6 protein-coding genes are annotated in these 14,143 nt (G+C 44.0%); 5 read left to right on the top strand and 1 reads right to left on the bottom strand.

Features of this window, described 5'->3' with window-relative positions:
- Window positions 1-66: 66 nt before the first annotated feature.
- From bamC to JNUCC22_RS09195, 5 genes are all read left to right on the top strand, one after another.
- Window positions 67-7,926: a bacillomycin D non-ribosomal peptide synthetase BamC gene (gene bamC, locus JNUCC22_RS09215; protein WP_216062296.1), complete on the top strand. Its 7,860-nt coding sequence runs from the start codon at window positions 67-69 to the stop codon at window positions 7,924-7,926.
- 319 nt (window positions 7,927-8,245) lie between these two features.
- A complete protein-coding gene (locus JNUCC22_RS09210) occupies window positions 8,246-9,784 on the top strand; it encodes a glycoside hydrolase family 43 protein (protein ID WP_082998086.1) in 1,539 nt (512 codons plus the stop codon).
- Between the two features lie 51 nt (window positions 9,785-9,835).
- Window positions 9,836-11,107: a glucuronoarabinoxylan endo-1,4-beta-xylanase XynC gene (locus JNUCC22_RS09205; RefSeq protein ID WP_216062295.1), complete on the top strand. Its 1,272-nt coding sequence runs from the start codon at window positions 9,836-9,838 to the stop codon at window positions 11,105-11,107.
- A 143-nt stretch (window positions 11,108-11,250) separates the two neighbouring features.
- A complete protein-coding gene (locus JNUCC22_RS09200) occupies window positions 11,251-11,958 on the top strand; it encodes a response regulator transcription factor (RefSeq protein ID WP_216062294.1) in 708 nt (235 codons plus the stop codon).
- A 2-nt stretch (window positions 11,959-11,960) separates the two neighbouring features.
- On the top strand, window positions 11,961-13,361 hold the full coding sequence (locus JNUCC22_RS09195) for a sensor histidine kinase (protein WP_216062293.1): 1,401 nt from the start codon (window positions 11,961-11,963) through the stop codon (window positions 13,359-13,361).
- A gap of 49 nt (window positions 13,362-13,410) precedes the next feature.
- Here the strand turns inward: JNUCC22_RS09195 and JNUCC22_RS09190 are convergent, their stop codons facing one another.
- The gene (locus JNUCC22_RS09190; protein WP_014418041.1) at window positions 13,411-13,722 is read right to left on the bottom strand and encodes a magnetosome magnetite crystal formation protein family; all 312 of its coding nucleotides are present in this window, start codon (window positions 13,720-13,722) and stop codon (window positions 13,411-13,413) included.
- Between the last annotated feature and the right edge of the window lie 421 nt (window positions 13,723-14,143).

The following is a 14,143-nucleotide window of genomic DNA, read 5'->3' as shown; positions in this document are numbered from 1 at the left end:
CTGTCCCCGCATGATGTTTTTACGGGGACAGCGGTCAGCCGGCTAAAACTTACTGGAGGGATATTAATGTCAGAATTTAAGCAACAGGAGTTGTTCTGGAGCAGCATGTTCGATGCGGAAGATCGTCCCAGTGCAATCCCTTCGTTTCAAATGTCGGACTCAACAATAGAGCATGATTCGTCGAGTGCACCCAACCGTATTCACAGTTCATTGAGCTCCGATGTATCCCTGCGCATCATGAAGATGACGAATAAATCGCCAATGGCCGTTTATATGGTTCTCCTGGTCGGAATCGAGTGTCTTTTGTACAAATATACGGGGGAAGAGGGCGTTATTGTAGGTGTACCGACCTTTGAAGACGAAACCGATGAAGACCTTCGTTTAGATCAAGTCATGTTAATCAAACAAAACATAAATGCGGATGGCACGTTTAAATCCATATTTAATGAATTTAAACATACGCTGAACGGAGCCATCTTACATCAGCACGTTCCTTTCGATAAAATGGCCGGTCCATTAAATCTGAACTACGATTCAAATCATTTGCCAATGATCCATACGATCGTATCACTAGATCAGCTTCACCCCATTCGTTTTATAGAAACGGCTGCTGCTGATACATTATTTCAGTTTTCCATAGAAAATGATTCGATTCATTTAAAGTTAACTTATAATGAACACGCTTATGATCGCCAGTATATGATGCAAGTGATCGAACATGTAAACCGGATTTTTTCGATTTTGTTATTCCAACCCGACCTTATGATCCGCCAGCTTAATATTCTGTCAGACTCAGAGACAAATCAACTCATCGCCTATAATCAAACTGCTGCAGAGTATCCAAAAGAAAAAACGATTCATCAATTTTTGGAGGAACAAGCGGAACGTACCCCTGATCAAACGGCTGTTGTCTACGAGGATAGCCGGCTGACGTACCGGGAATTGAATGAAAGGGCGAATCAACTCGCTCGGACACTGCAATCTGAAGGCGTGCAGCCGGATCAGCCGGTTGGGATTATGGCCGAACGCTCCCTGGATATGATTGTAGGGATCTTCGGGATCTTGAAAGCCGGCGGGGCGTATGTACCGATTGACCCGGGCTATCCGGAGGAACGGGTTCGATACATATTGGAGGATTCGGATACGAAGTTGTTACTCGTGCAGAATCAATCGCAAGAGAGAGTACCTTTTACGGGAAAAGTGCTGGATATGAAAAATCCGCAAAACTTTTGTGAAGACGGGTCGAATGTAGAGCCGGCTGCTGGTCCGGATCATCTGGCCTATGTTATTTATACATCGGGTTCAACGGGCAAGCCGAAAGGGGTTATGGTTGAGCACCGGTCGGTCATCAATCGGCTGGTGTGGATGCAGGAAAAATACCCTCTTGATGAGCGTGATGCGATTCTGCAAAAAACTGCGATCACCTTTGATGTATCAGTGTGGGAACTGTTCTGGTGGACGATATCAGGTTCCAGATTGGTTCTGCTGCCAAACGGAGGAGAAAAGAATCCCGAGCTGATTTTAGATACAATTGCACAAAAAGGCGTCAGCACAATGCATTTTGTACCGGCGATGCTGCATGCCTTCCTGGAATCCATGGATCAGAAGCCAAGCGGGATGTTGAAACAAAAATTAGCGTCATTAAGACATGTGTTTGCAAGCGGCGAGGCTTTGAAGCCTGTACATGTCGCAGGCTTCAAACACATCATCACATCGGTGAGCCAGGCTCAAATCATCAACTTGTACGGACCGACTGAGGCAACAATTGATGTATCATACTTTGATTGCCAGACGGAAGAAACATATGCATCGATTCCGATAGGCAAACCGATTTCCAACATTCAATTGTATATATTACATGCTGATTTGGAACATATGCAGCCGATCGGTGTGGCGGGAGAACTGTGCATAGCGGGCGATGGGCTTGCAAGGGGCTACTTGAATCGTCCCGAACTGACGGCCGAGAAGTTTGTAAACCATCCGATTGCATCAGGAGAACGGATATACCGGACGGGAGACTTGGCAAGATGGCTGCCGGACGGCAATATCGAGTATTTGGGCCGGATTGATCACCAGGTGAAAATCCGCGGTTACCGCATTGAAATCGGCGAAGTCGAAGGCGCTTTTTTTCAGCTGCCGGTGATCAAAGAAGCCATCGTTATCGCCCGGGAAATCGATGGGGAAACATCCTTGTGCGCCTATTATACCGCACAACATGCTTTAACTGCAGGCGAGCTCCGTGAAGAGCTGTCCCGGCAGCTTCCATCCTATATGATACCTGCGTATTTCGTTCAGCTGGAAGAGATGCCGCTTACTTTCAACGGGAAAATAGACCGTAAATCCCTTCCTTCTCCAAGAGAGAATCTTACAGGCATGAACTATGAAGCTCCTCGAACAGAACTGGAAAAAATACTGGCCGCGGTGTGGGAGTCGGTCTTAGGTTTAGAACGGGTCGGAATCTCAGATCATTTCTTCGAATTGGGGGGCGATTCCATTAAGTCGATTCAAGTGTCCTCAAGATTATACCAAGCCGGGTATAAGTTTGAAATCAAACACTTGTTTAAATACCCAACGATCTCCGAGCTTGTTCCATACGTAGAGCCGGTAACCCGAATCGCAGAACAAGGAGAAATCAAAGGCCGGGCGCTGCTGACACCGATTCAGCATTGGTTTTTTGACCAGAAATACCCGGAATTACACCATTATAATCAAGCGGTTATGCTTTATTGGAAAGAGGGACTGGATGAATCAAAGCTTCGGGACGTCATGAAGAAGATCACAGAGCATCACGATGCTTTGCGCATGGTCTATGTTCCGACAGAAGATGGATATGAAGCCCGAAATCGCGGGATCGATGAAGGTGATCTGTTCAGCCTTGAAGTGATCTCATTACGCGAAGAAAAAAATGTGTCTAAGACGATAGAAACCATTTCCAATGAGATTCAGCAATCCATTCATTTAGCTGAAGGACCGCTCATGAAACTGGGATTGTTCCGGTGTCAAGAGGGAGATCATTTGCTGATTGCGGTTCATCATCTGGTCATCGACGGCGTATCGTGGAGGATTTTACTTGAGGATATAGCGGCAGCTTATGAGCAGCTTCAAAACGGCGAAGCGATCCGGCTTCCGAAGAAAACGGACTCTTACCTGTTATGGGCTGAACAGTTGAATCGTTATGCAGAAAGTCAGGAATTCGAAGCGGAAAATCAATACTGGTTCAGACAGAAACATAATCCGCAGCAAACATTGCCAAAGGACAATGAACAGGAGACCGGTCTGGCCAAAGACAAGGAAACGGTCATCGTTCAATGGACCGTTGAGGAAACCGAACGTTTATTAAAAAACGCTCACCGGGCTTATTCGACCGATATGAACGATTTATTACTGACCGGTCTGGGAACTGCTATTCATCGTTGGACCGGATATGAAGACATTCTCATTGATCTTGAAGGACACGGCAGAGAGTCTATCATTCCGGATCTCGATATTTCGCGTACGGTGGGATGGTTCACAAGTCTATATCCGGTTTCGCTTCAAATCAAAGCTGATCAGGATATCACCGGGCGGATTAAAACAGTGAAAGAAAATTTGCGTCAGATCCCCCAAAAAGGAATAGGTTACGGCCTGATCAAATATTTGTCCGATCACCCGAAGGCACATGAATGGACCGGACATCCGGAAATACGTTTCAATTATTTGGGTCAATTTGATCAAGATGTCCGGAACGGCAAGATGGAGGTATCCCCTTACTCAAGCGGGAAAACAGCCAGTGACAATCGTCCCTTGACCTATACACTTGATATCAACGGCATGATTTCAGACGGCCGATTGTCGCTGGCCATCAGCTATTGCGGTAAACAATATCAAAGAGAAACAATGGAAGCCTGTGCCGATCTCTTAAAAAGCAGCCTGCAGCAAGTCATCGCACATTGTGATGCTCAAGATCAAATTCACCTGACGCCAAGCGATATTTCGTTAAAAGGTATAACGATCGGTGAATTAGATCAATTTGTGCAGCAAACGAGTCATCTCGGTGACATTGAAAATATATACCCATTAACCCCGATGCAGAAAGGAATGTTGTTCCACAGCTTGATCGATTCGGCTTCCGAAGCTTACTTTGAACAAGCCGCTTTTGATCTGAAAGGTTTCTTGGATATCGATGCATTCAGGATGAGTTTGGCGCATCTGGCCGAAAAATATGACATTCTTCGGACTCTTTTTTATACAGAATGGAAAGATCAGCCTTTGCAGATTGTATTCCGGCAAAAGCCGATTGAAACGGCCGTTGAAGATATTCGCAGCATGAACAGTCATCAGCGCAGCGAGTTTATTGCCGATTTTGCAAGAAGAGATAAGGCGCGGGGATTCAATCTCACCCGGGATGCTTTAATGCGCGTATCGATCCTGCGGACAGAGGAAGACCAAGCGCGGTTGATATGGAGCTTTCATCATATTTTAATGGATGGCTGGTGTTTGCCTCTTGTTACGAAAGAAGTGTTTGAAACCTATTATGCAATACTTGAGCAAAGGCAGCCGAAGCGGGGAGCCGTCACCCCATACAGCCGATATATCGAATGGCTGGATCAACAAGATCACAAGCAGGCGTCAGCCTATTGGCGCAACTATTTAGAAGGTTATGAAGGGCAGACTGTTTTGTTACAAGAACAATCTTCCGACCGGGCGAAAGGATACGAAAAAGGTGAGCATGAGTTTCGTTTAGGAAAGCGGCTCACAGACGAAATAAAACGGGCCGCAAGCCGCCAGCAAGTCACCGTCAATACATGGATACAAACCGCATGGGGCTTATTGCTGCAAAGATACAACGGGAGTCAGGATGTCGTCTTCGGCACGGTCGTATCCGGCAGACCGGCAGAAATTCCGGGAATTGAAACCATGGTCGGTTTATTTATCAATACCATTCCCGTACGTATTCATACGCAGTCTGATATGACAGCTGCACAAGTATTGAAAATGAACCAGGAGCGGGCACTGGCTTCTCAAAAATATGATACATTTCCGTTGTATGACATTCAGGCTCAAACTGAGCAAAAGCAGCAGTTGATCAATCATATTATGGTATTTGAAAATTACCCGGTTGAGAAACAAATAGAACATATGAAGCAGGATGACAACGCATTAGACATTCTCGATTTTCATATGGAAGAACATACTCATTACGATTTTACTTTTATCGTGATGCCGGATGGAGAAATTGACATTCGTTTTGTATACAATCGCGATGTTTATGACCAAGCAAGTGTCGAACGGATGCAGACGCATTTCATGCAAATCATGAAGCAAATGGCGGACGATCAAGAAATTCGCGTTCAAGACCTCGATATCGTAACAGCGGATGAGCGATCGCTCCTGATAGACAAGTTCAACGATACGGCGGCTGAGTATCCAAAGGAAAAGACGATTCATCAATTGTTTGAAGAACAAGCGGAGCGAACGCCGGAGCAAGCGGCGATTGTTTTTGAAGATAAGAAGCTGACGTATCAGGTAGTAAATGAACGCGCCAATCAGCTGGCCCGAACCTTGGTTGCCAAAGGACTTCAGGCCGAGGAGCTTGTCGGCATTATGGCGGAACGTTCACCGGAGATGGTGATAGGCATCCTTGCTATTTTGAAAGCCGGGGGCGTTTACGTACCGATCGATCCGGATTATCCGAAAGAACGCATCCATTATATGCTTGAGGATTCTAACGTCTCTATCTTATTATTGCAGCATCATCTTCTGGAAGGTACCGATTATCAAAGTCATACTGTCTTCCTTGACGATCCGTCATCATACGGCGCCGAAACATCTAATCTCAATCTGAACGTGATGCCAAATCAATTAGCCTACGTTATTTATACATCAGGAACAACGGGGAATCCGAAAGGCACGCTCATTGAACATAAAAACGTGGTTCGTCTGTTATTTAACAACAAAAATGTTTTTGATTTTAATGCATCGGACACTTGGACTTTGTTTCATTCCTTCTGCTTTGATTTTTCAGTATGGGAAATGTACGGAGCGCTGCTGTATGGGGGCAAATTAGTGATTGTTCCGAAACAAATAGCAAAAAACCCGGAAAGGTATTTGCAATTGTTAAAATCGGATGCTGTGACTATTTTAAATCAAACGCCGAGTTATTTCTATCAACTGATGCAGGAGGAGAGAGCAGATCCCGAATCCAATTTAAACATCCGAAAAATCATATTTGGCGGAGAGGCGTTAAATCCATCCTTCTTGAAAGACTGGAAGCTTAAATATCCTTTAACCCAATTAATCAATATGTACGGCATCACCGAAACCACCGTTCATGTCACATATAAAGAAATCACGGAACGGGAAATCGACGAGGGCAGAAGCAACATCGGACAACCTATTCCTACTCTGCAAGCGTATATTTTGGACGAATATCAGCGCATTCAGGTAATGGGCATACCGGGCGAGCTCTATGTGGCAGGAGAGGGACTGGCCAGAGGATATTTGAACCGCCCGGAATTAACGGCTGAGAAATTTGTTGAACACCCGTTTGCCGCGGACGAAAAAATGTACAAAACGGGAGATGTCGCCCGGTGGCTGCCTGACGGCAATATCGAGTATTTGGGAAGAATTGATCATCAGGTGAAAATCCGGGGCTACCGGATTGAAATTGGCGAGGTCGAAGCGGCTTTATTGCAATCGGAATCTGTCAAAGAAGCGGTCGTCATCGCAATTGAAGAAGAGGGCTCAAAGCAGCTGTGCGCCTACTTGTCAGGAGACGATTCATTAAATACGGCGCAGCTGAAGCGCCATTTACTGAACAAACTGCCCGCTTATATGATACCGGCTTACTTTGTCCAAATGGAGAAGATGCCGATAACCGCAAATGGAAAAATCGATCGAAAAGCTTTGCCGGCTCCTGAGGGAAATAGGCTTACCGGAACCGAATACGAAGCGCCCGGAACGTTAATTGAAAAGCAGCTGGCCGAGATATGGAAGAACATTTTAGCTCTCAGTGACCCGGGAATTAAAGATAACTTCTTTGACGTTGGCGGCCATTCGCTCAAAGTATTGCAAGTTATTCATCAAATCAACGACCGTATGGGAATCAAAATGCATTATCAGGCCGTATACGATTTTCCTACCATTGAAACAATGGCACGCGCCATTCAAGCAGCAGTTTTCGAGTCCAAGACGGATAACGTATTCGTCAAGATGAATCAGAACGGTTCAATCCCTGTGTTCTGTTTCCCGCCTTTAATCGGATACGGGCTGGTCTATAATGAAATGGCGAAAAGACTTGCCGGCCGCTGCACCGTCTATGCCGCTGATTTCCTAGAAGAGCCGTCTTACGAGCAAGAGATCGTTGACCGGTATGCAGAAAGCATGATAGGCATTCAGGAACAAGGGCCCTTTGTTTTACTTGGTTACTCCTCGGGGTCGAATTTGGCTTTTGAGGTTGCCAAAGCCTTGGAGAAGCGCGGACGCATCGTATCGGACATTATGATGCTTGATTCTAAAAGAGCCGTATCGGTGAATTATTTTTCGGAAAAGGAAACCGAAGAGATCATTCATCGGAATCTGGATATCATTCCGGATTATTATAGAGAATTATTAACCATTCCTTCCATTAAGGATAAAATCAGAAGCTATCTCACATATCACAATAAACTGATCAATTCCGGCGCGGTGAACGCCAACATTCATCATTTTCTATGCGGCGAGTTGACCGATAGAGGATGGAAGCAATCAACCGCACAGCATTACCTTGAGTACAAATTAAAAGGAGACCATGTGACGATCTTTGACCCTCACAATATTGAAGAAAATACGGATACAATTCGATCTATTATCAAAAGGATTGAAGAACGGCATCATCACGGACTTGTTCTTGAAGAACAACTGTCAATGGGATCGTTTGCGGGGGACGCAAAGTTTGACAAAATGTAAATGATCAAGTGTAAAACGCCGCTGGCCTGGCACTCAGCGGCGTTTTTATTAAAAAGGCGAGAGTCATACTCCTGTGTTCGCAAGGTTTACTCCAGAGCCGTTCTCCATGACCAGTTGTCATGGTAAAAAAATCATCATACATTTTAAGGAAAAAGGAGGATGTCAAGTTATTAGAAAAAAGTGTAGCGTATGTTTATAGGTACTAGCTCTATTATTGAGTTGCTTAACTGCGGAGTCTGCTTTTTACTGCCGGTACTGCAATTTGTTCTCAAATGGAAAAAGTTCCCTAAATTTAAACAAAAAGGAGGAGCGTTAAGTTATGTGTAAAAAATGTTGCGTATGCCTATGGGTCCTTGCTTTATTATTGAGTTGCTTCACTGGGAAGTCTGCGTATGCTGCCAGCACTCCAATTGCAAAACATGTTGGGAATTCAAATCCGCTTATAGACCATCATTTGGGAGCAGATCCGTTTGCGCTGACCTATAACGGAAGAGTCTACATCTATATGTCAAGCGATGACTATGAATATAATAGCGACGGAACGATTAAGGATAATTCATTTGCCAATTTGAATAAAATATCCGTCATATCTTCAGCGGATATGGTGAACTGGACAGATCACGGAGCGATTCCCGCAGCGGGTGCCAATGGGGCGAATGGCGGCCGGGGGATTGCCAAATGGGCAGGAGCATCATGGGCCCCGTCAGCCGCGGTGAAAAAGATCAATGGTAAGGATAAATTTTTCCTTTATTTCGCAAACGGCGGCGGAGGTATCGGGGTTCTCACCGCAGACAGCCCGACCGGCCCATGGACAGATCCGATCGGAAAAGCGCTGGTAACGCCAAATACGCCAGGAATGTCCGGTGTTGTATGGCTTTTTGATCCGGCAGTATTCGTAGATGATGACGGTACCGGTTACCTATATGCCGGCGGAGGCGTTCCGGGCGGTTCAAATCCAACGCAGGGGCAATGGGCCAATCCTAAAACAGCAAGAGTCATGAAATTAGGTCCTGATATGACCAGTGTTGCTGGAAGTGCATCGACCATTGATGCTCCATTTATGTTTGAAGACTCAGGGATGCATAAGTATAACGGAAAATATTACTATTCCTATTGTATCAATTTCGGGGGCGCGCACCCCGCCGATAAACCTCCAGGTGAGATCGGCTATATGACCAGCTCAAGTCCCATGGGTTTCTTTTCGTATAGAGGGCACTTTCTGAAAAATCCGGGAGCATTTTTCGGAGGCGGCGGGAACAATCACCATGCTGTTTTCAATTTTAAAAACGAGTGGTATGTGGTGTATCATACTCAAACTGTCAGCTCCGCTCTTTACGGGGCCGGCAAAGGATACCGTTCTCCCCATATTAATAAGCTTGTGCATAATCCAGATGGCTCCCTGCAAGAGGTAGCGGCAAATTTTGCAGGTGTCAAACAGCTATCCAACTTGAATCCATATAACCGGGTAGAAGCGGAAACGTTTGCCTGGAACGGACGGATTTTGACAGAGGCATCCTCAGCACCCGGCGGGCCGGTCAATAATCAACATGTCACAAACATTCATAACGGAGACTGGATTGCTGTTGGAAATGCAGACTTCGGCTCAGGCGGCGCCAGGACGTTTAAAGCAAATGTAGCGTCCGCTCTTGGCGGGAAAATAGAAGTGCGGCTAGACAGTGCAAACGGTAAGCTTGTCGGAACCTTGAATGTCCCTTCCACAGGCGGAACGCAATCCTGGAGAGAAATAGAAACTGCGATAAGCGGCGCAACCGGTGTTCACAACGTATTCTTTGTATTTACGGGGACTGGTACAGGAAACTTGTTTAACGTTGATTACTGGCAGTTTACACAAAGATAAGCAAAGGTACGTTTTCTAAGTCCATAAAAGACATATGAAAGAGAGGAAAAAATGATGTCGAGCGTAAAAAAATCAATTTGTGTATTATTGGTATGTTTCACAATGATGTCCGTCATGCTCTTAGGACCGGGAGTTACTGAAGTTTCAGCAGCGAGTGATGCAACAGTTAATATATCTGCAGATAGACAAGTGATTCGCGGTTTTGGAGGAATGAACCACCCGGCTTGGATTGGAGACTTGACTGCAGCCCAACGGGAGACCGCTTTTGGCAATGGACAGAATCAGTTAGGTTTTTCGGTCTTAAGAATTCATGTAGATGAAAATAGAAACAATTGGTACAAGGAAGTGGAGACTGCAAAGAGTGCGATCAAACATGGAGCAATCGTTTTTGCTTCCCCTTGGAATCCGCCAAACGATATGGTTGAGACTTTCAACCATAATGGTGACACATCAGCTAAGCGGCTGAGATACGATAAGTACGCCGCATACGCGCAGCATCTTAACGATTTCGTTAATTTCATGAAGAGTAATGGTGTGAATCTGTATGCGATTTCTATGCAAAACGAGCCTGATTACGCTCACGAATGGACATGGTGGACGCCCCAAGAAATCCTGCGTTTCATGAGAGAGAATGCCGGTTCCATTAATGCCCGCGTGATTGCGCCGGAATCATTTCAATACCTGAAAAATATATCGGACCCCATTTTGAACGATCCGCAGGCGCTCAGGAATATGGATATCCTCGGAACCCACCTGTACGGCACTCAGGTCAGTCAGTTTCCTTATCCTCTTTTCAAACAAAAAGGAGGGGGGAAAGAGCTATGGATGACGGAGGTATACTATCCGAATAGTGACAACAATTCAGCGGATCGCTGGCCTGAGGCTTTAGGTGTTTCAGAGCATATTCACCATTCAATGGTAGAGGGAGATTTTCAAGCTTATGTGTGGTGGTACATCCGCAGATCATACGGCCCTATGAAAGAAGATGGGATGATCAGCAAACGCGGATACAATATGGCTCATTTCTCAAAATTTGTGCGCCCTGGCTATGTAAGGATTGATGCAACGAAAAATCCTGAACCGAATGTTTACGTATCAGCCTATAAAGGAGACAATAAAGTCGTGATTGTTGCCATTAATAAAAATAACACAGGGGTCAACCAAAACTTTGTGTTGCAGAATGGAACTGCTTCGCAAGTATCCAGATGGGTCACGAGCAGCAGCAGCAATCTTCAGCCTGGAACCGATCTCAAAGTAACGGACAATCATTTTTGGGCCCATCTTCCGACTCAAAGCGTGACAACATTTGTTGTAAAGCGTTAAAGGCATCAGCATCGCAATAAGCCAATTTTCTTACTTGAAAAAGAAAATTGGCTTATTTTCTGTGGGATAGAAGTGTTGATTTTTTTAACGATACACAGACATTGGGTATAATAATGACAATGACTTCAAGGAGTGATCAATATATGTCACGGCTTCACAGCAAAGTATTAATCATAGACGACGAAAAAGAAATTTTGGAACTGATCAAAACCGTATTAATAAGAGAAGGCATTGATCGCGTAGTGACCACTTCAACTGCCCGTGACGGATTGGCTCAATTTCATCAAGAAAATCCCGATCTTGTGATATTGGATATCATGCTGCCAGACGGTGAAGGCTATGATATCTGCAAGCAAATAAGAGACATTTCACACGTTCCTATTATCTTTTTGTCTGCAAAGGGGGAGGAAACGGATAAAATTGTCGGACTTGCCATCGGCGGAGACGACTACATTACAAAACCCTTCAGCCCTAAGGAAGTTGCATATCGAGTCAAAGCGCAGCTGAGACGGGTCTCTTACTTACAGCCTTCCCAAACCGGAACCGTGATAAAAAAAGGACCATTTGAATTAAACCAACAACAAGCCGAGCTCACCAAAAATGGAGCGGCTATTGAGTTAACACCTAAAGAACTTATGCTTATGACCTATTTTCTGCAGCATCCCAATCGGGTGATCAGTAAAGAAACACTCTATCAAGCTGTATGGGGAGAAGATTTCTTCGGTTCTGACAACACGGTGATGGTTCATATACGCAGGCTCCGTGAGAAAATAGAAAACACCCCATCAAAACCAGACTTTCTCGTCACTGTGAAAGGGTTAGGCTACAAATTTGCTGTAAAGGATGCGTAAGGATGAATTGGCGATTAACAGGCAGGTATATGGTCTCTGTCATTATCGTGACTATCATTACAGTCTTCATTAATTTATTTATTTTTATGTTTTGGCTCGTTTTCCAGGCGAACAGCCAACATGACGAAGAAAGTACACCGGAAACTTTCACAAGATCATTCCGACAATATGTCACGTTATCGGACAATGGTATCACAGTAAACAAAGAGGGCCAAAAAGCTTTAAAAGAGCAGAATGCATGGATTCAAATATTAGATGAAAACGGACAGGATGTTTATCATGATAGAGAACCTAAAGGACTGAAGAAAAAATATACGCCTATTGAAATTGTAAATTTACATAAATATAAGGATGAACGATTATTATCAACCATTTACGCCGGCGGAAAAAAAGTAAACGGCAAGGAGTACAGTTACTTTATAGGGTTTAAAAATCCCTCTCTCGGAAAGTATGTCCTCTCATATGATACCAAGGAATTTGTGACGAAGTTCAATGCAGGGACCATCATATTATTATCAATAGATGCATTGATCGCGTTACTCATTGGCTATCTATTCAGCCGGCAGCTCACAAAACCGCTCGGCCGTGTCATTCAAGGAATCCAGCGGTTAGCTAATGGAGATTATACGATCAAAATGAAATCCAAAGGCATTTATAAAGATGTCTTCTATAATGTCAATCATTTATCGGAACAACTATCTTCAAGCAAAAAAGAAAAAGATAAATTAGAGCAAATGCGTGAAGAGTGGATCAGTCATATTTCTCATGACATTAAAACACCATTAGCATCTATTCAAGGCTATGCAGAAATCATCCAAGATCCAAATTACCATCTCACAGTCGAACAGATCAGAGAGTACGCCCAGATCATTGAGAGTAAATCCCTCTATATGAAAGATGTGATGGAAGATTTAAATTTAACGACAAGGCTGAAAAACAACGATGTGATGTTACATACAGAGCGGGTAAACCTAGTATCGCTGCTGCGGGAAACGTTAATTGATATGTTAAACGATTCTAGATATGCGGATAAATCCATTGAACTTCAAACGAACCTGGAAAAGCTGATGCTGAACCTTGATGCGATATTGATTCGGAGAGCGGTCACGAATCTCATTTTAAATGCCCTCGTTCACAATGATCCTGATGTGAAGATCGTTGTACAGCTTGAACAAAAAGAACGAACTCATGTGACAATTAAGGACAACGGCAAAGGGATAGAAGAAGAGGAGCTGGAAAAAGTGTTTGATCGCTATTACAGGGGCACAAATACAGGAACGACGCATGCAGGCTCTGGTCTTGGAATGGCCATAGCAAAGGATATTATCCAAAAGCACGGAGGGGACATCACCATTCAAAGCACCGCGGGAGAAGGGACAACGATAGATATACAATTATCATAATGGCTATACAAAAAAAGGTTCTGTTATTGATCAACAGAACCTTTTTTTCCTATTGTTCCGAAAACACTTTGATTCCTTTGACAATGTTCCAAATGAAAAAGTAGATCGCCACAAGGAATGTAACAGCATACGTCGCAAGCAGGAAAGGCCCGGCGTGCCTGATGTCATTCATACCAAGTAAACCTGAAGCGATGATGCCAATTACAAAAATCAAATAAGGAATCAGATGCGTCCATAAAGATTTTTTCGCATGATATTTCACATCGTCCTGACCTAAGAAATAGACGATAATCGGAAACAGAAACGGCGCAAAAAATATACTGAAGTAACATAATGAAGACAAAATTTTATTTTCTCTCAAACCTTTTCACCTCTATGATTTATTGAAGGGGGAATTCTTCTGGCTGAATCCCTCACTGAAGTACAATCTTATTGTACAACTCCAACCTTAACCCGTATTAATCCGAACCTTACATCAACCTTAAATTAACCAGTACAGATAAGGGATCGTCCTCTTACAGCAATCATAAGATACAATGCCATATTGAGACTCATCACATTCAGCGTGTCTACGTTGGAAATAAATTTAATTTTTCGATTCGATTGAAAAATGACGTGTAAAGTCCCGATTCAGTCCGGTTTTCTTTGTACTATATGTGTCAGGTGTGTCTTATTCAATAGAGATAGAGCAAATTGACAGGCTTTTACACCTCCCAAAAACAAGAAATTAGGTTGATAGACAATCATAAGAAAGATTTTTACAATGAGTTCGAGCTCATAAG

The organism is Bacillus sp. JNUCC-22 (assembly GCF_018861275.1).
Lineage (GTDB): Bacteria > Bacillota > Bacilli > Bacillales > Bacillaceae > Bacillus > Bacillus velezensis.
The sequence above is the reverse complement of the archived record's forward strand: the minus strand, read 5'-3'. Positions and strand labels throughout refer to the sequence as shown.

Coding starts and splice junctions, on each gene's coding strand:
- bamC (WP_216062296.1), top strand. CDS start 67: ATGTCAGAATTTAAGCAACAGGAGTTGTTCTGGAGCAGCATGTTCGAT.
- JNUCC22_RS09210 (WP_082998086.1), top strand. CDS start 8,246: ATGTGTAAAAAATGTTGCGTATGCCTATGGGTCCTTGCTTTATTATTG.
- JNUCC22_RS09205 (WP_216062295.1), top strand. CDS start 9,836: ATGATGTCGAGCGTAAAAAAATCAATTTGTGTATTATTGGTATGTTTC.
- JNUCC22_RS09200 (WP_216062294.1), top strand. CDS start 11,251: ATGTCACGGCTTCACAGCAAAGTATTAATCATAGACGACGAAAAAGAA.
- JNUCC22_RS09195 (WP_216062293.1), top strand. CDS start 11,961: ATGAATTGGCGATTAACAGGCAGGTATATGGTCTCTGTCATTATCGTG.